A 23,389-nucleotide genomic window follows, 5' to 3' on the forward strand; every position below is an offset into this window, starting at 1 on the left:
CATGAATAATCGCCCTCCCAAGATCGCCTGCATCGGCAGCGGCGTCATCGGCAGCGGCTGGGCCGCGCGCTTTCTTCTCAACGGCTATGATGTTGCCGTCTATGACCCGTCGCCGGATGCACAGGCCACTACCGAGTACATTCTCGACAATGCCCGGCGCGCACTGTCTGCCCTCACCCCGAAGCGCCTGCCTGAAGAAGGCAGGCTTTCCTTCGCGCCTTCACTGGCCGATGCTGTGCGCGATGCCATACTGATTCAGGAAAGCGTGCCCGAAAGACTCGACCTGAAGCTCTCCGTTCTTAAGGAGATTGAGGCATCCTGTTCGAGCGATGCACTCATCGCATCATCCACCTCTGGCTTCCTGCCGAGCAAGCTGCAAGCCCCTTTGCAGCACCCGGAACGGTTGATCATCGCGCATCCCTATAATCCGGTCTATCTACTGCCTGTGGTGGAACTCGTACCGGGGGAAAAGACCGCCCGGCAGGCCATCGAAAAGGCCGCCGCTCTATACCGCCACACGGGTATGGAAGCAGTTATTCTCGAAAAAGAAATAGATGCCTTTGTCGGGGACCGCTTGCTGGAAGCCTTGTGGCGCGAAGCGCTTTGGCTCGTCAACGACGGTATTGCCACGGTTGAGCAGATCGACAATATCATCCGCTATTCGTTTGGTTTGCGCTGGGCGCAGATGGGCTTGTTCCAGACCTATCGCATCGCCGGCGGTCCGGCGGGGATGAAGCACTTTCTGGCGCAGTTTGGTCCCGCGCTGCAATGGCCGTGGACGAAACTGACAGATGTTCCGGAGCTGGATGACGCGTTGATAGGTCGTATTGCCAGCCAGTCCGACGCGCAGAACGAAAACCTGTCGATCCGCGATCTTGAATCCATTCGCGACGCCAATCTGGTGGCCATTATCCGCGCCCTTTCCCAGCAACAGCAAGGCAAAGGCTGGGGTGCAGGCACGCTTCTGAACGAGTATACAGCGCAGCTCGACGCAACCGATGGCGAGGCTAGGCCCCGTTCTGGTCCGCTGCGGTTGCTCGACGTCCGTGTGATCCCCGAATGGATCGACTATAATGGCCACATGACCGAGCACCGGTATCTCGATCTTTTTGGGCAGACCACCGACCAGTTTCTCGCGTTGATCGGCGTCGATGCCGCTTATCTGGACGGTGGCCACAGTTACTATACCGTCGAAACCCACATCATGCATCGCAATGAAGCCAAAGCTGGCGACGCGTTGCATGTCGACACACAGCTTCTGTCCTTCGATGCAAAGCGCATTCACCTGATCCATTCGCTGAAACGCGGTGAAACAGAACTGGCAAGCGCGGAGCAGATGTTGCTCCATGTCGATACGAAAGCAGGAAAAGCGGTTGCTGCTGATCCTGTCATTCTGCAAACGCTGGAAGACCTCGCGCTTTCCCAGAAGAGCTTGACCGTTCCGGCTGCTGTCGGACGATATGTGGGGCAGCGCGCCTGAGCGCTGCCCGAATTGGCCACAGAGCGACCCATCACGCAAATCCGTTTCACATTTTCGCGAAAAATGCTCTAAGATTCCTCCCAGATGGTACGGAGGAGGAAATAAAATGGCCGAAAAGGCACCATCCAAGCCGGTGCTTCTATCCGGCGGCAACCCGCAAATTCCAAAAGGGGAAGGCGACGCACCGGTCAATGCCTATATCGCCGCCATGCCCGGTTGGAAAAGCGATGTGGGACGCCGGTTGAATACGCTCATCGAACAAGCTGTTCCAAACGTCCACAAGGCGGTCAAGTGGAACTCGCCTTTCTACGGGTTTGAAGGACAAGGCTGGTTTCTGAGCTATCATTGCTTCGCCAAATATATCAAGGTCGCCTTCTTTCGCGGTCTCTCCCTGACGCCGCAGCCGCCCGTGGAGTCCAAGAGCCAGGACACACGTTACTTCCATATCCATGAAAACGACGTGCTGGACGAAGCGCAATTTACCGACTGGGTGAGGCAAGCAAGCCAGTTGCCCGGTGAAAAGATGTGAGCCAAATGATGACTACCAACGAAAGCAAATCCGCTTCACAGCTGATCGATGAACGCATTGCCACGCTTGACGACTGGCGAGGCAAAACGCTCGCCAAGGTTCGAACCATCATCACGAAGGCCGATCCGGAAATCATTGAGGAATGGAAATGGCGGGGCGTACCCGTATGGGAACGTGATGGCATTATCTGCACTGGCGAGACCTATAAGCAGGTCGTCAAACTGACTTTTGCCAAGGGCGCATCGCTGGACGACCCGACTGGTTTGTTCAACTCCAGTCTGGACGGCAATATGCGCCGGGCCATCGATATTCGCGAAGGCGAAGAGATCGATGTCGATGCGCTGACAGCCCTCGTTCGCGCTGCCATAGCGCTCAACAGTGCGAAGCCCCCGCGCAAGAAAAAGACCCCTTGAAGCATCAGTAGCTGACCGTCACCACCACCGTATCCGAATAGGTTCCCGGTGGTGGTGTGGTCTGCGGCGCGACACGACCATAGACGGTCAGGCTTTGCGCAGTGCCGGTTCCCGTACCGGTCACGATCTGTCCGGTTGTGTTGCCCCAAGGCGTTGTGCGTGCCGTATTACTATAGAGCCCGTAGACGACCGCATTGGAGCCAAGCGTCATTCGCCTTTGGGTCGCAGTGGTGTTGCTCAAACCACCATTCAGGGAAACACTATAGGGCAGGTTGGTGGTACAGCTTACCGATAGAGCCCCGGTCGCATCCACATTGGATGTCAGAACCCCGTGATTACCAAAGTTGATAGACGTCGCGGAGACTGTACAGGTGCGATCAACATTGGCCGTCACATTGAAGGTCGGCTGTGTTGGATTATCCGTCATAGCAGTACAGGCAGGCGCCACAAGCAGATAGCTGGCATAGTTGAAGCGGGTTTGAGCACCCGAGAACGTCGATAAATACGCGCCGCCTGGCGTGGCCGCCTGCCCGGACAGGATACGCCCATAGATCGTGCGCGTGGCGGTAGTGGATGTGAGCGGCAGCAAGGTCATGTCGATGGGTGGAGGCGACCCCAATGCCGTGTTGGTAACAGACCCCCAGGGAACCGAGCGCGCCGTATCGGAATAAAGCTGATAGGTCAGCGCGTTGGTGCCGCTCAGCATGGTGCGCAAGCCGCCACTTGAGCCGCCGCTGCCCGCATTGATATTGGGGCAAACCCGAAGAAAAAGACTGACTGTGAGCGTGTTGGAGCAATTAACACCTAATGTCGCTGTCGTATCAACCGCACCGCCCCCCAGAAGATTGACCGTGCCAAAATTGACATTGGTGATGCTGAAGGAACAGGTTTGCGCATGGGCCCAGCTTGGTAGAAAAATCAATATATTGAACAACGCGCATGCGACGATGCGATAAAGTCTCATTGAATGCTCCTACAGACAGCGTCCGGGATGATAACACGTTCTCCTGTGTTGCGCGGCGCGTTGAAGGCAACCTGGCACGACCCCTTATTGGATTGTACCACAATCAGCGTGTTGGCATTCTCAATGCCTTCAAGATAGACCTGACCGTCATAACCTACGATGAACTCCTGCGAGCCATTGAGCTGCGCTGTCGATCCCGTCTCGATGTAAGCGCCACTCTCATCGCGCAGGGTGACAAGGGCGGCTCGCGTATCGGCCTTGACGTTGAAGTCCACCACAGAGCCACCCCGATCGCTTGGGCTTACCACTTGTCGAGTTTCACCTACAGTGGCATCAATCGGCAGATTGCTGGGGTCAATGGAGATTACATTCTTGTCATAGGAACGCAGATTGGGCAGCAGCATCTTGCCGCTCTTGTTGGTTTTGCCCATGGGACGATTTTCGAATTGAACGTCGACATCTGGTGCGCCCACATCCACCACACTGAAAGCGTCGTCGATGCGGTTCGAAAGGAACACACCTCCGCCTGCGAGGACAACAGCACCGTCGATCTGTGCGGTGGCGCGAACATTGTCATCATATTTTTCAACACCAGCTTCAATTCTGCCGATCTGGCTACGATAGCTGCCGCTGGCAGCAATGATGTCGCTCTGGCCATAAGAGCCGCGCAACCGCCAGCCAGTGCTTCCCACTTCGGCCTGTTCCGATTTCATCAAGTCGATGGAACCGGTGGTTCCATTCTCGTCAGCCGAAACACTCGTCGATGCCGTGATGTTATGGTCGAACGACCAGGACAATCCAGCATATAATCCAAACGAGCCTTTCTGCTCGAAGTCCGTATAGGCAGACATGAACATGTTGCCTTTCTTGCCAAAAGGCCGCGTGGCGGTGACGCCAAGAATCCGCGATTTTTCGGAATCGACAGTTTCGATCTGCGTGTAGGAGAAATTCAGATTCGTTTCATTGAAGATGCGAGGAAGTGAAACGGAAACTTGATCAAGCGCTTTGGCAGGCTTGGCACTATTGTCCGGAAGCCCGGTCTCGTCGATGTCGGCCGTGATCGAGGCGATATCATTGTAATCGCCGAAGGTGCGCTGCGTGCGCACGTAGAATTTGACATCCCAGAGATCGGCTTCAACGCTTGCGGCAACCTGGTAGCCGGTTTGCCCACCGAACTTGCTGGTCGCTCCAGACAAGGTTCCAACGCCGTAAGGCCCGATATTGAAAACGCCACCAATGCCCGCATTGTAGAAATTCTCGGCACCTTCGACGTGCCCTTCTAGGGTCGTGTTATTGGTGAGACCATAACGCAAGGTGCCGCTTCCCGCGATGCGCTCGTCATAGTCATTCGATTCCGTGCCGTAATACCGGCGGGCAAAGCCGGTTTCGGCAGAAAAATCAGCAAAACCCTTAGCCAGCAAATTAGACGACGCATAGAACGGCGTTTCCGTAACCGTCTCTCGGCCCAGAACATCGCGAACCACCATACGCGCTGTGCCTGCGCCAGTGACCACCGGGAGATTGGTGACCGTAAATGGACCGGATGCAACATTGCTGGTCGCACGACGCGCATTGTCGATATAGACATCGACCGTTGACGGCACAGCCGCAGACCCCGACAGCTCAGGCATCGGCATGGTGACCAGATCGGGCCGCAATGAAAAATTGCGCCGGATTTGTACGCCGCCCAGACGGGTCGGTCGCGTCCATGAGAGGCCGCCCGTAATGAAGTCGCCCACATTATAGGTCATCAGCGTTTCCTGATCCGAATAGGACCATCTCGTATCGAGACGCGTTGACCCGAAACCATCGGTACCGGATGAACTGAGCACCTGCGACGACGACAAGACGCCATAGGGACCGAACAGACGTCCTTCCATGAGACCAGAAACACCTTCGAACTGCGTCAGATCATACCAATCCTGTCCGCCGCTGGCGCCATAGATCGTATAATTCACCAGCCCGCCGAAATTGCTCTTGGCCTTGGGCTTTTCGTCTTCTTCTTCAGACGTGACTTCCTCGCCAGACTGCGCATCGATGACACGCGCGGCGCGCTTGTTTTCCTGCGCATCGAAACGAACGATCTGGTTCTCCTTGTCATAAGTGACGTTGACCCCGGAGAGCCGGTTCACGTCGATCCATCCGTCATCCCGCTTAGCTTCCGTGGCGGGTTTGATCCCGACATTCTTGAGCTGTTCGGGCTCAATCAGAAGTGATCCGTCCGGTGTTTGACGAAACGTAGCGATCAGCGCCGATGATGCGCCATTCACATAGACCTCAAGCTGAAGCTCCAGAGGGGTATCGTCGGAAACAAGCGTCCCCGACGACGTAGGTGGCAATTCCTGCGCCGCAGCTTTCAGACATCCTGTGCAGACCGTTAGAAACGCAATCGTCAAAACCGCAAGATCAACCGCCCCTGACGCTCGCTTGCGCATTTATCGGGCCAGCTTCGCTTTGAGCTGAAATCGTCAGCGAGCCACCACCCCGACTACCACCTGTTCCGGGAATGAACCAAGTTGCACTTGATTGCCCCAGAACATATCCAACAAGGCCTTTTCGCTGTGCGACGGCACGACCGCCTGCACCCTGCAATGCAAGATCGGAAACACGCAGCCGCTTGTTTCCCTTGTTACTAACGGTCACCTGATAACCGCCCGATTGACGCTGGACGCTCCATGACGGGTTCGCATCCGGCGTGCCGGGCTGCGAGAAGAAAACCGGAATGGAATGGCGGATCACCAGATTGACCGTGCCGGATCGCCGCTGCGCATTATCGGGAAGTTCATCGACAATCAGCCGATAGCTTTCTTCCGCCTTGACCGGGCTTTTCGTGGTGCGCACGATACGGATGATATTTTCGCCGCCGGGCTTCAGCTGCGATATGGGCGGACTGACAACAACATCGGTTGCTGCCGTGTAGGTATCCACGCCGTTGCTCTGGCTCCAGCGGAATAATCTGGCCTGAACATTGATGGGCCGTTTTGCATCGTTCCAGATGCGAATGTTTGAAGCCGCCGTTGGCGCGCTCAGATCGATGATGACCGGCGAAACGCGCAAGGAAGCCGCATGCGCGGGGACAAGATACAAGCTCGCCAATAACGCCGCGGCAAAAGTGAGAACACGCATTCTACCCTCCGTGACGCTAATAGGTGATCGTTGCGGTTACCGTATCCGTATAGACACCCGCAGCTGGCGTCGACTGCCCTGGAACACGCCCATAGACCGTATAGGCCTGTGCGGCACCAGTGCCTGTCCCGGCGACTGTGTTCGTTCCGACGGTGTTGCCCCAGACTGCGGTGCGGGCCGTCGTTGTGTACAGCGAATATCCAATAGTGGCGCTTGCCGGCCCCGTCATCAAACGGTTTGTGACGGTTGCGCCTGTTCCCGTGCCAGCGCTCAAGCCGATATTGTAAGGTGTCGAATTCGTGCATTGCACGGTTATGGTGCTGGTCGCGTCGACATTCGTCGACAAAACACCATTGGAACCAAAGTCCATGTTGGTTGCAGAATTAATAAGACAAGCTGCAGTAATCGTAATCTGCACATTGAACGTCGTCGTGGCCGTTTGAGCCATAACGTGTGTCGAAGAAAGAACAAAACTCGCTACAAGCGCGGGGAACGCGTATTTTCTGTATACCATATTCCCTCCTATAGGTCGGGGCGGCAATAATCTCCGCCCTTTCACTCAGGTTCACTTGCCCCCCAGATCCTTCACTTCTCATTTCTCTGCCTAATTAATGATTCTCTATCATAAGCAGGTTGATATTTTTTTCAAGAATCTCCTGTTTTCTTATCTTCAATAGCAATCTATTCTTAGTCCAAGCGAAAATCTCTTTATTTTACAAATACCTAATCCGTGAAATTTCTTTTCAACGATAAATAGATGCAGAACCGCCCTCGTCTGAAAAGATGTGCTAAGCACATAAAAAATTTAAAAATCTCACTAGACAATATTTATTGCGACTTAAAACGGTATAATCTGAAAAATATTTTTAGTTACATAAATCTAGAAAATGAAATTCTCAATAAAGAGCCAATCATTCTCAACAACGTGGCATCGAGCGCTTACCTTGATATTGGGGCAAGCGCTCAAAACACACGCGTAGCTAAAAACCTATTGGCGATAGAGGATCATGCCGCCATGGTGAAGGACATCATCGATGAAACGTCCATCAGCCGTGAAACCGGTGTCGTCCCAGTAATAGATATGGTTACCGCGAACTTCATAACGCCCCTGATAGGCGCTCTCACGACTACCACGCGCCTCGTCATAACGTCCGTTGGGGAGAAGATGATGGCGGACATGACCATCACCGGTGATCCACATGCCCGAATAAGGATGGCTCTTGTCAGCGGGAGCTGACAAATCAGACTGATTGTTCATTGCGAAGCCTTTGGGGGTCAAAAGAAACAGACTCACAGCCACCGCAACCGCGGCGATCATGGGCAGAGCGCATGTAGACATCACCTCGTCCTTCTCAGGTGGTGGCGGTTGGACGAATGACGATCTCATTGACGTCCACATCGTCTGGTTGCTCAATCGCGAAACGCACGGCCCGCGAGATTGCATCGGGCTTCAGCGCTATGGCGCGATAGGTTTTCATCGCTTCGGCTGCGATGGGGTCGGTGATCGTATGTGCAAGGTCGCTTTCCACAACACCGGGGTGAATGCAGGTGACGCGCAAAGCGCTGTTTTCCTGGCGCAGCCCTTCGGATATCGCCCGTACCGCATATTTCGTTGCGCAATAAACCGCAGCCGTTGGGGCAACACTCAATGCACCAATCGAGGCAATATTGATGATATGGCCGGACCCGCGGGCCGTCATTTCAGGCAGCACCGCAGCAATGCCATAGAGAACGCCCTTGATGTTCACATCGATCATACGATCCCATTCTTCCACTTTCATTGAAGCCATCAGTGACAGCGGCATGATACCGGCATTGTTGACGATGACATCGACCCGACCCCACAAGTCGCGTGCGGCATCGGCAAAGGCATTCATGCTGTCACGGTCGGTGACATGAAGCGGGTGCGCGAAAGCCGTCCCACCTGCTTCGTTCAGTTCGGCGGTCAGTGCTTCGAGACGCTCGATACGACGCGCACCGAGCACCACCTTGGCACCCGCTGCAGCGAGTTCGCGAGCGATGTCCGCTCCAATGCCGCTGGATGCGCCGGTGACGAGAACAACTTTATCGACAGCCATGGCTGTTCCTTTCTTTGGAAATTGAGAATGCCTTGACTGTAAGCGCCAATCATTGTTTCGATAACTGCGCATTCTTTAACCACACTGGGAAGTAAAACTAACCAATGGCTCCTGATCTGAACGCACTCGCCATCTTCGCGCTCGTCGCGGAGGAGCGCAGTTTTCGGGCTGCTGCCGAGCGGCAGGGCGTGACCCGTTCGGCGATCAGCCAGACGATCCGCAAGCTGGAGGAAAGCCTCGGCATTGCTCTGATCCAGCGCACCACGCGTAGCGTCAGCCTGACGGAAGCCGGTGAAAGACTTTACAGCCAGATCGCGCCAGCTGTGGCGGAGATGACCTCCGCGCTGGAGGGAACGGAGGCGCTGAAGGAGCGCCCGCGCGGACGCTTGCGCCTCGCCGTATCGTCCATTGCGGAGCGCTTTCTATCGGGGCCGCTTCTGGCAACCTTCCTGAAACAATATCCCGATATTGAGCTGGACATCATGGTCACGGACGACGAGTTCGATATCGTCGCGGAAGGCTATGACGCCGGTGTGCGTCTGGGTGAGGTGATTGCGCTGGATATGATCGCCGTCCCGATTGCCGGAGAAGAACGGCAACTTGCTGTCTGTGCGCCGTCTTATTCCGAGCGCTGCGGAATTCCCGCCCATCCGGCGGAACTGACATCGCATTTCTGCGTCGGCTGGCGGCCTTTCCCGAAATCGTCGCCCTATCGCTGGGAATTTGCCGAAAACGGCAAAGAGTTCAGCGTTGCAGTGCCGCCAACCGTCACCACCAACGATATGGAGCTGATGATCAAGCTGGCCGTTTCGGGCGCAGGCATAGCATTCGGCATGGAAGAAAGCTTCCGCCCATGGATTGACCGCAGCGAACTGATCCCCATTTTGGAAGACTACTGCCCGTATTTCGCTGGCTTTTATCTCTATTATCCGACACGCAAAAACATCGCGCCGAAGCTTCGTGCGCTGATCGAGCATGTTCACCGCAGCCGGGTAGCTCAGGCTTAAACAAAAGGCGGCGGAGCTTTCACTCCGCCGCCTTTGTTCTTCAAATGCTAGTGGTCTTTATGATTCCAACATTTGCTCAGCGCTTGAACCGAGGGAGGCAAATGTTGGAATCAGACCACTAGTACCGATCAGTGCGCAGTCTGGCTCTTGCGAACCGCAGCCACATCACCAGCCGAAACCGTGCCTGCCTTGTTGCCCCATGCGGAGCGAACGAACGAAGCGAGGTCAGCCACTTCCTGATCCGTCAGGCGATCAGCATAGCCCTGCATCACAAGACGCATCGGACGCTTTGCCGTCGACGGCACTTCCGCGCCATGCAGGATGATCGAAACCAGCGGCTTCACTTCCGAACCCGTCACCAGATCGTTGTCAGCCAGTTCCGGGAATATCCCCGGCGCACCCTTGCCGGTCACGAAGTGGCAGGCGGCGCAATTGTCGAGATAAAGGCGGGCGCCCACCGGCATATCCGGTGATGCTTCCGTCAGCATCTTCGCCGTTGCTTCACCAGCCGCATCGGCAGGCGCCGCTGGCAGGACTGTCGGCGCCTTGGCCGCAAAGCTCTGCGGAACTTCAACAGCCGCACCGTCAATGCCCTTGAGGAAAGCGGCAATCGCCAGAGTATCGGCATCGGTCAGGTGCTGGAACGATTGCTCGACGGCCAGCCCCATTTCGCCGTTTGCGGTCGAGTGCGCATTACGACCTGTTGCGAGATAGGCAGCCATTTCCTCGACCGACCATTTCTGGGGAGCCGATTGGGGGCCGCGCAGCGAAGGCGCATTCCAGCCGTCGACAACGCCGCCGGTCAGGAAGTTCTTGTCGCCGGCGCTGACGCCATCTTGCGCCATGAAGCTGGTGCGCGGACTGTGGCAGGCCGCACAATGCGCTGGACCTTCGACCAGATACTGGCCGCGTTCCTGAACCTCGTTCTTGCCCGCTGGCGTGAAGCCCGCCTTATGGGTCAGCGCGAGCCAGTTCCAGGCGCGAATGCCAAAGCGCAGATTGAACGGGAAGCCGAGTTCGGTCTGCTGAACCTCGTTCTTCACCGGCTGCACATCGTGCATGAAGTAGTCGTAGAGCGCACGCACATCTTCTTCGGTCAGCTTGCGATAGTTTTCGTAAGGCATGGCCGGGTAAAGATGCGCGCCATCGGCGCGGATACCGTCATAGAGCGCGGCGCGGAACTGATCGAGCGTCCAGTTTCCGATGCCGGTTTCCTTGTCCGGGGTAATATTGGTCGTCCAGATTTGGCCCATCGGGCTTGCAATGGCGCGACCGCCAGCGAATGGCTTGCCGCCATCCGCCGTGTGGCAGGCCATGCAGTCGGACGCATACATGACATATTCGCCCTGCCCCTTGGCCGGTTTCCAGTCGGCGGCCAGTTCCTTCGTCGGCTTTGTAAGCTGTACCGGAACGAACAGGAAAGCCAGCAAGGCCACGATGCCGAGAACGATGAGAACGATGAGAACACCGATTATGCGAAGAAAAGTTTTCATCACCATTCTCCTCAAACCAGCGGACGCGGATTGGCAAGATACTGCGTGCGGATCGCATGTGCCGTCCAGTAGGCAAGGCCGCCGAGCAAGCCGGTCGGGTTGTACTGGGTGTTCTGCACGAAGTTACCCGCGCCAAGCATGAACACATTGTGCTTGTCCCATGCCTGCGAGAAGCGATTGACCACGCCCTCGCGCGCATTTTCCGACATGATGTGTCCGCCGGTCGTGTGGGTCGTCTGGTAAGGACGAACGTCGAACTGAGCGCCTTCCTTCTTGAAGGACGACTGGATCAGATCCGGGTTCATCGTCTTGGCCAGCGCTTCCGCCTTGGTCTTCATGAACTGGGTCATCCGGATGTCATTCGGATTCCAGTTGAAGGTCATGCGCATCAAGGCGCGGCCATGGCGATCCTTGTAGGTCGGGTCGAGATCGAGATGGTTGGTCTTGTAGGACATCACGGAACCATGGGTTCCGATGTTCATCGAGTGGCCATACCATTCGGCAATCGACTTTTTCCAGCCAGCACCCCAGCTCGGCGTACCCGACGGCAATATCATGCTGCGGATCGGCTGGCCGTTGGTCTGACCAGTGCGCCAGTAAGCGCCACCAATGAAGCCCTCGCGACCGAAATCGATCTGGTTGACGCCAAAGTCATCGATACACATGCCATTGGCGCCGGTGCCAATGAACGGATTGAACTCTTCATCCTTGAAGAAAAGCGTCACGCCGCCGGTCAGCTGGTAGGCATAGTTACGTCCGGTGACGCCTTCGCCCGTTGCCTGATCGTAAGGCTGTCCGATGCCCGAAAGCAGCGCCAGATGCACGTTGTTCAGCTGGAACGACGACAGGATGACGAGATCGGCGGGTTGGAAGACTTCTTCCTGCGTCTTGTCGTCGAAATAGGTCACGCCGGTCGCGGTCTTGCCATCCGGAGCCATTTCAACACGCAGCACTTCCGACTCCGTGCGATAGGAGAAGTTCGGCATCCGCTTCAGCGCATCAAGGATCGTCGTCTGCGGCGACGACTTCGAATACTGGTAGCAGCCAAAACGCTCACAGAAACCGCAATGATTGCACGGCCCCATCTGCATGCCATATTCATTGACATAAGCGGTCGAGGCAATGCCGCCCGGTGACGGGAACGGGTGGTAACCCGCAGCCTGCGCTGCATCGGCGAATTTGCGTCCGTCCCAGGTCGTCTTCATCGGCGGCATTGGGTAGTCGTTTGAACGCCAGCCCTCAAACGGGTTGCCGCCTTCAACAATCTTACCCTTGATGTTGCCCGCCTTGCCGGAAATACCAGCCACGCGCTCGAAGCGGTCGAAGAACGGTTCCATCTCGTCATAGGTGACGGGGTAATCACCCAGAAGCATGTCTTCCGGGATGATCTGCTCGCCCCAATGCTCGCGCACATGGGAACGCAGGCGCAGTTCTTCGGCCTGCGGACGCCAGTTGAGGCCGTTCCAGTGCGTACCCGCACCACCCACGCCGTTGCCCGGCAGGAACGAACCGAAGCTGCGGTAAGGCAGCGCGTTTTCTTCCGCGTTGCGGCGCACGGTAACCGTTTGCTGGCTGGCGCGCTGCATCATCTTCAGACGCACGCCGTATTTCAGCTCATCGATCATGTTCGGATATTTGAAATCCGGCACGGTGTTCTGATCATGGCCGCGTTCAAGTGCTACGATGTCGAGGCCTTCCTGCGCCAGTTCCATTGCGAGAATAGAACCGGTCCAGCCGAGGCCGACGATGACCACGTCTTTCTTCTTTTCCTGACGTGCCATGGTTAAGCCCTTTCGCCCTTGATCGAAACCGGACCCAGCGGGTAAGCGACATTGTAGCGCTCAACCCACTCCTTGTAGCTGCCGCGCGCGCCGGGGAAGCCAATATAGGTCCAGGCCTGCATGCCGTGATTGCCGCCATACATCGGGTCGGCGAAATAGCCTTCCTTGGTGTTCTGGAGCAGAATGCCGAAGAACTCGCGCAATTCCGGCTGCAAACCGACTTCGCCCTTTTGAAGCGCAGTCAGAGCTTCATCCTGCTGTTCAGGCGTGAGAGCGGCAAAAGCGGCGCTGTATTTCTGTTCGCACCAGCCATTGAAGGCCGGGATAGCCTGGCGATAAATCTGCGCCGGGTTGAGCGGGGTCTGCCAGCCGCGTGTCGGATCGGCCGACGCATCGTGCGGCCCAACCATGTACCAGTCGTCAGCGCGGCCATAATCGCCGGCAAGCTGGAGATCGATAAAGACAGGGACGCGGGTTTCGATGGCGCCCGGGCCATCGCCATCCGAGGGGATCAGCCTTGCCGTCGCGGCGAGGATAAATGTCCATTCAAGATCGGTAAAATATTGGCGTTCATAGTCTTCGAGCGAAACCGGTGGCGTCTTCGGTTCGGCCTGCGCTGAGACAGCCAGTCCTGAAAGCATGACGCTTGCTGCGGAGGCTTTCAGAAAACTGCGACGACTCGGATATCCGGGGAGGTCAGTCATTGTCGTTTCCTGCCTGTTAGGTGGGTAAGACGGAGGGATGCTTTTCTGAAATGAAACCGCATTGCGCGATTGAGAAAAACATAGCGCTCGATACACACCAGACTAGAACAGTTCAAATAACTTGTACCCTAGCTGTGCAAAACATGAGGGATTTCGGGGCTATGAAGCAGCCGTTTCGGCGAAGAAATTGCCCCTAAAATACCAGAAACCGGCGAAAACGTGCCCGTCATCGGTACAATAATCACATTTATGTGATTACGTGATCATATACTTAAATAAAGGCTCAAAACTGCAAATTTGACCGGTCGGACAAATTTCAAAAAACGGAGAGAGACTCACTCGGCCAGCGCATGAAACGCTGGCCGAACGACGCTCATCAACCGACGACTTCGCCTACCAGAGCGAGGTCGAAAACGTGGTGGTGGATATGCCCATCGAACATTGCGAGGAGGCCCTTTGTGGCCTCCCGGCTTTCGTAGCGGATGGGGGACTCCAGCGCCTCGGCCAGCGCTTGTCGGCCGTCATAAACCGTCCACAACACCATCGGATAGGATGGTGCGCCTTCGTCCCGTTCCACGGCATAAAGCACGCGCACATCCCGAATGCCTGGAAACTGAAGCCACATCGGCATCAGGGTTTCCGCGACATAAGCCTTGAACGCATCCTCGCGCCCGGCATGAATTTCACCTTCGAAGAAAGCCTGTCTGACAATCATCGCAAAACTCAATTTACCTTGGTGGGCGGAACAGCGCCTGCGAAATAGGCCTGCAGATTGGCAAGCACCAGTTCACCCATGCCGATGCGCGTTTCGACAGTTGCACTGCCCTGATGCGGCATCAAAACCGTGTTTGGAGCAGTGAAGAATTCTTCGCGGATCGTCGGCTCGTTGACGAATACATCAAGACCGGCACCGGCGATAATGCCACCGTTCAGCGCGGCCAGAAGCGCGTCTTCATCGACCACGGTGCCGCGCGCGACATTGATGAGATAACCCTTGTTGCCAAGCGCCGTCAGCACATCCGCATTGACGATATTCGCCGTGGAGGCATTGGCTGCCACACAAACCGCCAGAACGTCGCAGTTCTCAGCCAGTGCCACCGGCGATGCATGGGCCACCCAGTTCGTGCCTGCCACCGGCGAGCGGTTCCAGTAATGCACTTCCATGCCGAAAGCCTCGGCGCGCTTTGCCAGCGACTTGCCGATCTGGCCAAGACCGAGAACGCCGATACGCTTGCCCTTGGGGCTGATGCCCAGCGGGAACGCCTGACGCCCGGCCCATTTTCCTTCGCGGACAAAGCTGTCGCCAAGCGCCACATGGCGCAGGAGCGCGAGCATCAGCGCAATGCCGGTATCGGCAACATCATCGGTCAGGACGCCGGGCGTCGTGCTCACATGCACATTGCGGCTATGGGCAAAAGGGAGATCGACCTTGTCCGTTCCGACGCCGTTGATGGCGATCAGGCCAAGCGACGGCAGACGCTCGATCCATTCATTGGAAAGCCCCGAACCACCACCGGTCACGACCGCGCGGATCGAGCCCAAAGCCGCATCGATAGCCGCTTTTTCTTCAGTCTTGTAAAGCCGGTGCACCTTGTAGCCCGCATCGAGGCGCTCCTCGATAGCGGACATCATCGGCTCCACGAGCAGAATTTCCTTCGTCACGTCAAACTCCAGTTCCAGATTGGGGGAAACACATCGCGAAAGGTGGGATTTAGCCTTCGCGATATGCGTCAGAACAAACGATGCGAGCGGTCAGGAAATCTGACCGATAAAGGCCCTTGTCCGCTCATGTTTCGGATTGCCGAAGAACTCTTCCGGCTCTGCCATTTCAAGGATCTGCCCCTGATCCATGAAAATAACGCGGTCGGCGACCTGTCGCGCAAAGCCCATTTCATGGGTGACGCAGAGCATGGTCATGCCCTCCTTGGCGAGATCAATCATGGTGTCCAGAACTTCCTTGACCATTTCCGGATCAAGCGCCGAAGTCGGCTCATCGAAAAGCATGATCTTGGGGTTCATGCACAATGCGCGCGCAATCGCCACGCGCTGCTGCTGGCCGCCGGAAAGCTGCGCCGGATACTTGTCCGCCTGCTCCGGGATACGCACGCGCTCAAGAAATTTGCGTGCCGTCTTTTCGGCTTCCGCTTTGGCAACGCCGCGCACTTTCATCGGTGCAAGCGTGCAGTTTTCCAGAACGGTCATATGCGGAAAAAGATTGAACTGCTGGAACACCATGCCGGTTTCCTGCCGGATGATGTCGACATTCTTGCCGCCCGCCGTCAGGTCGTGACCATCGACGACGATGCGTCCTTCCTGAATAGTCTCAAGCTGGTTGATGCAACGGATCAGCGTGGATTTGCCGGAACCCGACGGGCCGCAAATGACAATGCGTTCGCCGCGCGCCACAGTCAGATTGATATTCCGCAGCGCATGATAGGTGCCATACCACTTGTTGACGCCTTCCATCAGCACCGCAGTACCGGAAGCATCCTGCGATGCCCGGCTGGCTTTGCCCTGAGCTGAATCGTGTGCCGTCTGGTTCATGTCGAGAACTCGCTTTGCTGAACGTGATCGCCGAATGCGGCGTTTGCCGCCATGCCCGGCCAATACCGGGCGTGGCACTGTCAAAGACTTACTTCGCCTTGGAAACGAAATCCGGCAGTGGGGAACCGAGCCACTTTTCGTGAATCTTGTTCAGCTCGCCGTCGCCCTTCACCTTCTCGATGAACTTGTTGACGAATTCGAGCATTTCGCTCGAACCTTTGCGCACTGCGATGCCCTGCACCTGCTGGCTGAGCTGGATCTTCTGCTCGTAACGTCCCGGCGCGGCCTTCTCGATTTCAGCGGCAACGACATTGGAAAGACCGATCAGATCGACCTGACCCGACAGCAGAGCCTGCACGGCGCTGGCATCATCATCGAAGCGGCGGATATTCGCATCCTTCGGCGCAACCTTGGTCACGGCCGTATCCTGCGTCGAGGCGCGCGCCACGCCGATGGTCTTGCCCGACAGGTCTTCCGGCTTGGCGACTGCCGCGTCCTTCGGCCCGAAAACGCCGATGGAAATACCGGCGTAAGGCTGGGAGAAGTCGACGCTCTTGGCACGTTCTTCGGTGATGCCCAGCGAAGCTACCAGCAGGTCAACCTGTCCGCTCTGCAGATAGGGAATACGGTTCGGGCCGGTGACCGGCACGATCTGTGCCTTCACACCCAGCTCGGCGGCAAGCAGCTTTGCCACATCGGCATCGTAGCCGTCCGGCTCGTTATTGGTGTTCATGATGCCGAATGGCGGAAAGTCGACCAGCATGCCGATCTTGATCGTTCCGGCCGACTTGATGCCTTCGACGGTCTGCGCGAATGCAGCAGGCGCAAAAGCCGCGGCAAGCGCGCCAGCACCGATAAGCGTCATCGCTATGCGTCTGGTGATATTCATGTTTTTCCCTTCCCTATTGTTAAACCGGACTCCTCGCCGGCTATCAGTCCCTACACAGCCCCCGATTACCGAGCGGTTGCGCGAGAAAATCTGGTTTCCATGTTGCGAGCCAAGATCGAGAGCGGCCAGCACAGAATGAAATAGATAACCGCAACCGTGCCGAAGACCATGAACGGGCTGAAGGTTGCGTTGTTGATGATCTGGCCCTGCCGGGTCAGTTCGGTAAAGCCAATGATAGCGGCAAGCGATGTGCCCTTGATCAGCTGCACAAGGAAACCGACCGTCGGTGCAACCGATATGCGTGCAGCCTGCGGCAGAATGATGTAGCGCATGCGGTTGTAGTAACGCAGGCCAAGCGCCGTTGCCGCTTCACGCTGTCCGGGCGGCACGGCATCAATACAGCCGCGCCAGATTTCGCCAAGGAAAGCACTGGCATGCAGGGTCAGGGCGATAGCCGCTGCAATCCACGGATTGATGCCCAGGCCAAAAATATTGAGCCCGAAGAACACAAGGAAAAGCTGCATCAAAAGCGGTGTGCCCTGAAACAGGCGGATGAAGCCAAGCGCGATATAGCGCAGCACACGATTATCCGAAACGCGCATCAGCGCTACGATCATGCCGCCAATGCCGCCGCCCACAAAGGCGATGGCCGAGAGCGCAATGGTCCACTGCGCCGCATAGACGATAATGAGAAATTCGTTCCAGCCGAAAGGTCTGATCATGGCCTTGCTCCTATCGGCTCAGTGGATATTTGAATGCCAGTTTCTCGATCAGCGAAAACACCGCCGAAAAACCGATGGACATGATGAGGTACATCACCGTGATGACGATATAGACTTCGAAGCTGGCGAAGGTCGCCGACTGCAGATCATTACCGGCGGCGGCCAGTTCATTGGCCGAAATCACCGACACGACGCTCGATGTCAGCATCAAATAGATGAACTGGCTGGTCAGCGACGGATAGACCGTGCGCAGCGCAGGCTTCATGATTATGTAGCGGAAGACCTGAAGGCGCGAGAGCCCAAGCGCAGTGCCCGCTTCCACCTGCCCCTTATGGATGGACTCGATGCCTGCGCGGATGATTTCGGTGCCGTAAGCGCCGAAATTCACAACCAGCGCCAGAAGTGCCGCGCTATTGGGCGACAGACGCAGACCTGCCGAGGGCAGACCGAAGAAGATGAAGAAGATCTGCACCAGAAACGGTGTGTTGCGGATGATCTCCACATAGGCGTCGATGACAAAGCGCACCGGCTTCGAGCCGGATGTCTTACCCAAGGCGCACACAATGGAAACGACCAGCCCGAGCACCATGGCAGCGACAGAAAGCTCGATCGTTTGCCAGGCGCCGAGAAGCAGCTTGTCCATCGACGCGAACACTGGCGCGAAATTGAAATTGTACAATGCTGGAACCTCCCGGTCGGCGAATTGGCTGTCTTCCTCCAAGATCAGCCCAATTTAGATCGATCTAAATTCGTTTAACCCCTCTCGTCAATCATTAATTCGGATTAGATGATCAAATCTCTCGTCAGCCCACAGGGCGTCCACAGGACTGGCGAACCTGCAAATAGGTCTCGCTGACGATCCGCTGCGCAGCCATTTCCGGTTCTGCAAGGCGCGAAAGCAGCAATCTGGCCGCGTTTTCGCCGACTGTAACCGGGCGTGTCGCGACGGAACTCAGGCGCGGGCGTGTCGCCTCGGCATCGCTGACATCGTCAAAGCCGATCAGTGAAAAATCCTCCCCGATTTTTCGCCCGCAGTCATAAAGCCCAGCCGAAAGGCCGAGCGCTATCACATCGTTAAAGCAGATTGCCGCTGTTGGTTCCGACCCTTGCTGAAACAGAAGCGGTGCGGCCTTGGCGATTTCCGGCATGGTGCTTGGCAGATGCACGATCAGTTCCGGGTCCAGGCCCTTCTGCTGCATCGCCTCGCGAAAGCCCTCGACACGTTCGCGATAGGCAGAATGCACCGGCCCATGCACCGCAAAGGCAATGGTCTTGTGCCCCAGTCCGGACAGATGATTGACCGCCTGCCGCATACCGCCCGCATAATCGACGCCGGCATAGTCGATCCTGTCAGTTACATGGCGGAGCACCTGCACGACCGGCAGTCCCCAATCGGCAATCTGCTCGATAAATTCCGGCTCGGTTCCCGCCGTCAGTGACACGATCACGCCATCGACGCCATGCTCGCGCATGCGCTGCATCAACGTGTTCTGATTGGCAAAATTCTCATGACTATTGGCCAGCAGAACAACCATGCCGGCCTCGCCGACAACACTGTCGATGCCCGCCAGAAGCTCGCCATAAAACGGATTTCCCAGTGTCGGGACAATCACGCCGACCGTATTCGAGCGATCGGCCCGCAAGCTCGCTGCGCCCATATTGTAGACGTAGCCGAGTTCCTGGAGCGCCTTCTCGACCTTCTCCCGCGTCGCGGCTCCCACAAGCGGGCTTTTGCGGATGACAAGCGACGCCGTAGCGCGCGAAACATTCGCATGACGCGCCACATCAAGAAGTGTAACCCGGCTTTTCTTACGGTCGTCGGTCGGCATGAAACTCACCTGTCAGTATGAATCCATGTCCTGCAAAAGCATCCTAGAATGCCGCCATCAGGTCAGATTCGAAGTCGGTATATTCAGTACAGACAGATGAAATGGTCAATCCGCAGCGTAAAACACCTGCGGATTGACAAAGCGCTCTTTGTAGCCCGGCATCACGAAGAATGCAGATGTCGTGTTAAAACTCCCAGTCTTCATCCTCCGTCGCCACGGCCTTGCCGATGACGTAGGAAGAGCCTGAACCGGAGAAGAAGTCATGGTTTTCGTCGGCATTCGGCGAAAGTGCCGACAGGATAGCCGGATTGACCTTGCAGGCCTCCGCTGGGAAAAGCGCCTCGTAACCGAGATTCATCAGCGCTTTGTTCGCATTGTAATGCAGGAACTTCTTGACGTCTTCGGTCAGACCGACGCCGTCATAAAGCGCTTCCGTGTAGCGCACTTCATTGTCGTAAAGTTCAAGCAGAAGCTCGAAAGCAAAATCCTTGATTTCCTGCTTCTGCGCTTCGCCAAGCACTTCAAGTGCGCGCTGGAACTTGTATCCGATATAGTAGCCATGCACAGCTTCATCGCGGATGATTAGTCGGATAAGGTCTGCCGTATTGGTCAGCTTGGCGCGGCTGGACCAGAACATCGGCAGATAGAAACCCGAGTAAAACAGGAAGCTCTCCAGAAACACGCTGGCGATCTTTTTCTTGAAAGGATCATCCGCACGATACTGTTCGAGGATCAGTTCTGACTTGCGTTGCAGGAATTCGTTTTCTTCCGACCAGCGATAGGCGTCATCAACATCCGGTGTCAGACACAGCGTCGAAAAGATCGAGGAATAGGAGCGCGCATGCACCGCTTCCATGAAGGCGATATTGGAAAGTACCGCCTCTTCATGCGGCGTCGCCGCATCTTCCATCAGCTCGACCGCGCCGACAGCGTTCTGGATCGTATCAAGCAGGGTCAGGCCCGTGAACACGCGAATCGTCAGCTGCTTTTCCTGCGGCTTCAACGTTTCCCAGGACTGGATATCGTTGGAGAGCGGCACTTTTTCCGGCAGCCAGAAATTGCCCGTAAGGCGGTTCCAGACTTCCAGATCTTTATCATCCTCGATGCGGTTCCAGTTGATGGCGCGCACGAGACCGTGGGGCTTTCCCTTGCCGGTTTTGAATTGCATGTTCATTGGATTTCCTCTGATCTCATCTTGGGCTTACAGGGCGCAGGAAACGCAGCCTTGCACCTGCGTCCCTTCAAGCGCCATCTGGCGCAGCCGGATGTAGTAGATCGTCTTGATGCCTTTCTTCCAGGCATAGATCTGGGCGCGATTGATGTCGCGGGTGGTGGCCGTGTCACGGAAGAACAAGGTCAAGGACAGGCCCTGATCGACATGCTGGGTAGCAGCCGCATAGGTGTCGATGATCTTTTCCGGCCCGATCTCATAGGCGTCCTGATAATAATCGAGATTATCATTGGTCATGAACGCAGCCGGATAATAGACGCGACCAATCTTGCCTTCCTTTCGGATTTCGATCTTGGACACAATCGGATGGATCGAAGAGGTGGAATGGTTGATATAGGAGATCGACCCGGTCGGCGGTACAGCCTGAAGGTTCTGGTTGTAGAGGCCACCCTCCATCACCGCCTTTTTCAGGTCGCGCCAGTCGCCCTGCGTGGGGATCGAGATGCCCGCCTTTTCGAAAATCTCGCGGACCTTTTCGGTCGCTGGCTCCCAAAGCTGATCGGTATATTTGTCGAAATATTCACCCGATGCATATTTGGACTTCTCAAAACCGCTGAACGACTTACCCGCTTCGACGGCAATGCGGTTCGAAGCACGCAGAGCATGATAAGTCACGGTGTAGAAATAGATATTCGTGAAATCTACGCCTTCTTCCGAACCGTAGAAAATCCGCTCGCGGGCAAGATAGCCATGCAGGTTCATCTGGCCGAGGCCGATGGCGTGGCTCTCATCATTGCCGCGCGCGACAGACGGCACCGAGCCAATATGGCTCATATCGGAAACTGCCGTCAGCGCCCGAATGGAGGTTTCAATGGTCTTTCCAAAATCCGCCGAATCCATGGCGGCTGCGATGTTGAGCGAGCCGAGATTGCACGAAATATCCTTGCCGAGATGGGCATAGGAAAGGTCTTCATCAAAAATGCTGGCTTCGCTGACCTGCAGGATTTCCGAGCACAGATTGCTCATGGTGATGCGCCCGTCGATCGGGTTGGCGCGGTTCACCGTGTCCTCGAACATGATGTAGGGATAGCCGGATTCAAACTGGATTTCCGCCAGAACCTGGAAGAACTCACGCGCATTGATCTTCCGCTTGCGGATGCGCGCATCATCGACCATTTCGCGGTATTTTTCCGTGACGGAAATCTCGGTCAGCGGCTGACCATAGACCCGCTCCACGTCATAAGGCGAGAAGAGATACATATCCTCGTTGTTGCGGGCGAGCTCGAAAGTGATATCCGGGATCACCACACCCAGCGACAAGGTTTTGATGCGGATTTTCTCGTCCGCATTCTCGCGCTTGGTGTCAAGGAAGCGCATGATATCGGGATGATGCGCATGGAGATAAACCGCACCGGCTCCCTGTCGCGCACCAAGCTGATTGGCGTAGGAGAATGAGTCTTCCAGAAGCTTCATCACCGGAATGATGCCCGATGACTGGTTCTGGATCTGCTTGATCGGCGCGCCGGATTCGCGAATATTCGTCAGGCTCAAGGCCACGCCGCCGCCGCGCTTGGAAAGCTGCAATGCGGAATTGATGGAGCGTCCGATGGACTCCATATTGTCTTCCACACGCAGCAGGAAGCAGGACACAAGCTCGCCGCGCTGCTTCTTGCCCGCATTTAGGAATGTCGGCGTTGCAGGCTGATAGCGACCGGAAATAATCTCATCGACAAGATCGCGGGCCAGTTGCTCACTGCCACGCGCCAATGCCAGCGCCACCATGCAGACACGGTCCTCATAGCGCTCCAGATAGCGCTTTCCGTCGAAGGTTTTCAGCGTGTAGCTGGTGTAATATTTGAAGGCCCCGAGAAATGTCGGGAACCGGAATTTCTTGGCATAGGCCTCATCGAAAAGGTCGCGCACGAAATTGAAGGAGTACTGATCCAGCACCGCCTGTTCGTAATAGTTCTCCGTCACCAGATAATCGAGTTTCTCCCGCAGATTATGGAAAAAGACCGTGTTCTGGTTGACGTGCTGAAGGAAATATTGCTGCGCAGCCTGCTTGTCACGATCAAGCTGGATCTTGCCTTCATCGTCATAGAGGTTGAGCATCGCGTTCAACGCATGATAGTCCAGCCCATCCGTAGATTTGACAGGCTTGGGGCTGTTCGATGCCGCTGCTTGCGGCGCGTCCTGCGCGACCGGCTCTGCCTCGCGCTCGCGGATCAGGGTTGTGTCTGCCGTGTCCAAAATCGTTCCATCCCGTTCCTGACATTGCCAATGTCTTCATCGGTTCCCAAAAGCTCGAAGCGATAGAGATAGGGAACCTGACATTTGGCAGAGATTATTTTGCCGGCTATGCCAAAAGCTTCACCGAAATTGCTGTTGCCCGCGGCAATCACGCCGCGGATCAGCGAGCGATTGCCCGCATTGTTGAGAAAGCGGATGACGGGCTTGGGCACTGCCCCTTTTGTTCCGCCGCCGCCATAGCTTGGCGTCATGAGCACGAATGGCTCGTCTATCTGCAACGGCCTCGAGTCGTCCTCATCCCTTTGCAGGATGGGTATGCGCCTTGCGCGCATTCCAAGCCGCTCGACGAAACGATGCGTGTTTTCGGAGCGACTTGAGAAATAGACAAGGAGACCCATGGCCGAGCTCA

At 56.2% G+C, this 23,389-nt stretch carries 23 protein-coding genes; 4 read left to right on the plus strand and 19 right to left on the minus strand.

What is annotated here, in order from left to right:
- The first annotated feature begins 1 nt into the window (after position 1).
- The 3 genes from FHW00_RS08865 to FHW00_RS08875 all read left to right on the plus strand — a co-directional run bounded on the left by FHW00_RS08865 (position 2) and on the right by FHW00_RS08875 (position 2,422).
- Positions 2-1,480: a carnitine 3-dehydrogenase gene (locus FHW00_RS08865; RefSeq protein ID WP_078338290.1), complete on the plus strand. Its 1,479-nt coding sequence runs from the start codon at positions 2-4 to the stop codon at positions 1,478-1,480.
- Positions 1,481-1,586: 106 nt separating this feature from the next.
- Positions 1,587-2,009, plus strand: a complete 423-nt coding sequence (locus FHW00_RS08870; RefSeq protein WP_078338289.1) for a DUF1801 domain-containing protein — start codon at positions 1,587-1,589, stop codon at positions 2,007-2,009.
- Between the two features lie 5 nt (positions 2,010-2,014).
- On the plus strand, positions 2,015-2,422 hold the full coding sequence (locus FHW00_RS08875) for a DUF1801 domain-containing protein (RefSeq protein ID WP_078338288.1): 408 nt from the start codon (positions 2,015-2,017) through the stop codon (positions 2,420-2,422).
- 4 nt (positions 2,423-2,426) lie between these two features.
- On the opposite strand, the gene FHW00_RS08880 is transcribed toward FHW00_RS08875, so the two are convergent.
- The 6 genes from FHW00_RS08880 to FHW00_RS08905 all read right to left on the minus strand — a co-directional run bounded on the left by FHW00_RS08880 (position 2,427) and on the right by FHW00_RS08905 (position 8,590).
- Positions 2,427-3,386, minus strand: coding sequence for a Csu type fimbrial protein (locus FHW00_RS08880; protein ID WP_078338287.1), 960 nt, complete (start codon positions 3,384-3,386; stop codon positions 2,427-2,429).
- Positions 3,383-5,821, minus strand: a complete 2,439-nt coding sequence (locus FHW00_RS08885; RefSeq protein WP_078338286.1) for a fimbria/pilus outer membrane usher protein — start codon at positions 5,819-5,821, stop codon at positions 3,383-3,385. Before FHW00_RS08885 ends, FHW00_RS08880 begins: the two co-directional genes overlap by 4 nt.
- Positions 5,793-6,512 carry a fimbrial biogenesis chaperone gene (locus FHW00_RS08890; RefSeq protein ID WP_078338285.1) on the minus strand — a complete coding sequence of 240 codons (720 nt, stop codon included), beginning with the start codon at positions 6,510-6,512 and terminating at the stop codon, positions 5,793-5,795. Before FHW00_RS08890 ends, FHW00_RS08885 begins: the two co-directional genes overlap by 29 nt.
- Before the next feature lie 16 nt (positions 6,513-6,528).
- A complete protein-coding gene (locus FHW00_RS08895; RefSeq protein ID WP_445557910.1) occupies positions 6,529-6,960 on the minus strand; it encodes a Csu type fimbrial protein in 432 nt (143 codons plus the stop codon).
- Positions 6,961-7,500: 540 nt separating this feature from the next.
- Positions 7,501-7,770 carry an Atu4866 domain-containing protein gene (locus FHW00_RS08900; protein WP_445557918.1) on the minus strand — a complete coding sequence of 90 codons (270 nt, stop codon included), beginning with the start codon at positions 7,768-7,770 and terminating at the stop codon, positions 7,501-7,503.
- Between the two features lie 94 nt (positions 7,771-7,864).
- The gene (locus FHW00_RS08905; protein WP_078338282.1) at positions 7,865-8,590 is read right to left on the minus strand and encodes an SDR family oxidoreductase; all 726 of its coding nucleotides are present in this window, start codon (positions 8,588-8,590) and stop codon (positions 7,865-7,867) included.
- Between the two features lie 104 nt (positions 8,591-8,694).
- On the opposite strand from FHW00_RS08905, the gene FHW00_RS08910 reads away from it, so the two are divergent.
- A complete protein-coding gene (locus FHW00_RS08910) occupies positions 8,695-9,597 on the plus strand; it encodes a LysR family transcriptional regulator (protein ID WP_078338281.1) in 903 nt (300 codons plus the stop codon).
- 128 nt (positions 9,598-9,725) lie between these two features.
- Here the strand turns inward: FHW00_RS08910 and FHW00_RS08915 are convergent, their stop codons facing one another.
- From FHW00_RS08915 to nrdI, 13 genes are all read right to left on the minus strand, one after another.
- The gene (locus FHW00_RS08915) at positions 9,726-11,090 is read right to left on the minus strand and encodes a cytochrome c (protein ID WP_078338280.1); all 1,365 of its coding nucleotides are present in this window, start codon (positions 11,088-11,090) and stop codon (positions 9,726-9,728) included.
- An 11-nt stretch (positions 11,091-11,101) separates the two neighbouring features.
- A complete protein-coding gene (locus FHW00_RS08920) occupies positions 11,102-12,871 on the minus strand; it encodes a GMC family oxidoreductase (protein ID WP_078338279.1) in 1,770 nt (589 codons plus the stop codon).
- A gap of 2 nt (positions 12,872-12,873) precedes the next feature.
- Positions 12,874-13,575, minus strand: a complete 702-nt coding sequence (locus FHW00_RS08925) for a gluconate 2-dehydrogenase subunit 3 family protein (protein WP_078338278.1) — start codon at positions 13,573-13,575, stop codon at positions 12,874-12,876.
- A gap of 376 nt (positions 13,576-13,951) precedes the next feature.
- Positions 13,952-14,290 (minus strand): hypothetical protein, encoded by a 339-nt coding sequence (locus FHW00_RS08930; RefSeq protein ID WP_078338277.1) that lies wholly within the window; start codon positions 14,288-14,290, stop codon positions 13,952-13,954.
- 8 nt (positions 14,291-14,298) lie between these two features.
- Positions 14,299-15,249: a 2-hydroxyacid dehydrogenase gene (locus FHW00_RS08935; protein ID WP_078338276.1), complete on the minus strand. Its 951-nt coding sequence runs from the start codon at positions 15,247-15,249 to the stop codon at positions 14,299-14,301.
- A 78-nt stretch (positions 15,250-15,327) separates the two neighbouring features.
- On the minus strand, positions 15,328-16,119 hold the full coding sequence (locus tag FHW00_RS08940; protein ID WP_078338275.1) for an amino acid ABC transporter ATP-binding protein: 792 nt from the start codon (positions 16,117-16,119) through the stop codon (positions 15,328-15,330).
- Between the two features lie 88 nt (positions 16,120-16,207).
- A complete protein-coding gene (locus FHW00_RS08945) occupies positions 16,208-17,008 on the minus strand; it encodes a transporter substrate-binding domain-containing protein (RefSeq protein ID WP_078338274.1) in 801 nt (266 codons plus the stop codon).
- A gap of 65 nt (positions 17,009-17,073) precedes the next feature.
- Positions 17,074-17,730 (minus strand): amino acid ABC transporter permease, encoded by a 657-nt coding sequence (locus tag FHW00_RS08950; RefSeq protein ID WP_078338273.1) that lies wholly within the window; start codon positions 17,728-17,730, stop codon positions 17,074-17,076.
- Between the two features lie 10 nt (positions 17,731-17,740).
- The gene (locus FHW00_RS08955) at positions 17,741-18,409 is read right to left on the minus strand and encodes an amino acid ABC transporter permease (protein WP_078338272.1); all 669 of its coding nucleotides are present in this window, start codon (positions 18,407-18,409) and stop codon (positions 17,741-17,743) included.
- A gap of 124 nt (positions 18,410-18,533) precedes the next feature.
- Positions 18,534-19,559, minus strand: a complete 1,026-nt coding sequence (locus FHW00_RS08960; protein WP_078338271.1) for a LacI family DNA-binding transcriptional regulator — start codon at positions 19,557-19,559, stop codon at positions 18,534-18,536.
- Between the two features lie 184 nt (positions 19,560-19,743).
- Positions 19,744-20,733 (minus strand): class 1b ribonucleoside-diphosphate reductase subunit beta, encoded by a 990-nt coding sequence (nrdF, locus tag FHW00_RS08965; protein WP_078338270.1) that lies wholly within the window; start codon positions 20,731-20,733, stop codon positions 19,744-19,746.
- A gap of 27 nt (positions 20,734-20,760) precedes the next feature.
- Positions 20,761-22,980, minus strand: a complete 2,220-nt coding sequence (nrdE, locus tag FHW00_RS08970; RefSeq protein WP_078338269.1) for a class 1b ribonucleoside-diphosphate reductase subunit alpha — start codon at positions 22,978-22,980, stop codon at positions 20,761-20,763.
- Complete coding sequence (gene nrdI, locus FHW00_RS08975; RefSeq protein ID WP_078338268.1) at positions 22,956-23,378, minus strand: class Ib ribonucleoside-diphosphate reductase assembly flavoprotein NrdI; 423 nt, start codon at positions 23,376-23,378, stop codon at positions 22,956-22,958. Before nrdI ends, nrdE begins: the two co-directional genes overlap by 25 nt.
- Positions 23,379-23,389 lie beyond the last annotated feature (11 nt).

The sequence above is a fragment of the Ochrobactrum sp. P6BSIII genome, from assembly GCF_014138065.1.
Lineage (GTDB): Bacteria > Pseudomonadota > Alphaproteobacteria > Rhizobiales > Rhizobiaceae > Brucella.

Coding starts and splice junctions, on each gene's coding strand:
- FHW00_RS08895 (WP_445557910.1), bottom strand. CDS start 6,960: ATGGCTCAAACGGCCACGACGACGTTCAATGTGCAGATTACGATTACT.
- FHW00_RS08900 (WP_445557918.1), bottom strand. CDS start 7,770: ATGAACAATCAGTCTGATTTGTCAGCTCCCGCTGACAAGAGCCATCCT.
- FHW00_RS08890 (WP_078338285.1), bottom strand. CDS start 6,512: ATGCGTGTTCTCACTTTTGCCGCGGCGTTATTGGCGAGCTTGTATCTT.
- nrdI (WP_078338268.1), bottom strand. CDS start 23,378: ATGGGTCTCCTTGTCTATTTCTCAAGTCGCTCCGAAAACACGCATCGT.
- FHW00_RS08885 (WP_078338286.1), bottom strand. CDS start 5,821: ATGCGCAAGCGAGCGTCAGGGGCGGTTGATCTTGCGGTTTTGACGATT.
- FHW00_RS08870 (WP_078338289.1), top strand. CDS start 1,587: ATGGCCGAAAAGGCACCATCCAAGCCGGTGCTTCTATCCGGCGGCAAC.
- FHW00_RS08950 (WP_078338273.1), bottom strand. CDS start 17,730: ATGATCAGACCTTTCGGCTGGAACGAATTTCTCATTATCGTCTATGCG.
- FHW00_RS08915 (WP_078338280.1), bottom strand. CDS start 11,090: ATGAAAACTTTTCTTCGCATAATCGGTGTTCTCATCGTTCTCATCGTT.
- FHW00_RS08930 (WP_078338277.1), bottom strand. CDS start 14,290: ATGATTGTCAGACAGGCTTTCTTCGAAGGTGAAATTCATGCCGGGCGC.
- FHW00_RS08865 (WP_078338290.1), top strand. CDS start 2: ATGAATAATCGCCCTCCCAAGATCGCCTGCATCGGCAGCGGCGTCATC.
- FHW00_RS08940 (WP_078338275.1), bottom strand. CDS start 16,119: ATGAACCAGACGGCACACGATTCAGCTCAGGGCAAAGCCAGCCGGGCA.
- FHW00_RS08875 (WP_078338288.1), top strand. CDS start 2,015: ATGATGACTACCAACGAAAGCAAATCCGCTTCACAGCTGATCGATGAA.
- FHW00_RS08925 (WP_078338278.1), bottom strand. CDS start 13,575: ATGACTGACCTCCCCGGATATCCGAGTCGTCGCAGTTTTCTGAAAGCC.
- FHW00_RS08905 (WP_078338282.1), bottom strand. CDS start 8,590: ATGGCTGTCGATAAAGTTGTTCTCGTCACCGGCGCATCCAGCGGCATT.
- FHW00_RS08960 (WP_078338271.1), bottom strand. CDS start 19,559: ATGCCGACCGACGACCGTAAGAAAAGCCGGGTTACACTTCTTGATGTG.
- nrdF (WP_078338270.1), bottom strand. CDS start 20,733: ATGAACATGCAATTCAAAACCGGCAAGGGAAAGCCCCACGGTCTCGTG.
- FHW00_RS08880 (WP_078338287.1), bottom strand. CDS start 3,386: ATGAGACTTTATCGCATCGTCGCATGCGCGTTGTTCAATATATTGATT.
- FHW00_RS08920 (WP_078338279.1), bottom strand. CDS start 12,871: ATGGCACGTCAGGAAAAGAAGAAAGACGTGGTCATCGTCGGCCTCGGC.
- FHW00_RS08945 (WP_078338274.1), bottom strand. CDS start 17,008: ATGAATATCACCAGACGCATAGCGATGACGCTTATCGGTGCTGGCGCG.
- FHW00_RS08910 (WP_078338281.1), top strand. CDS start 8,695: ATGGCTCCTGATCTGAACGCACTCGCCATCTTCGCGCTCGTCGCGGAG.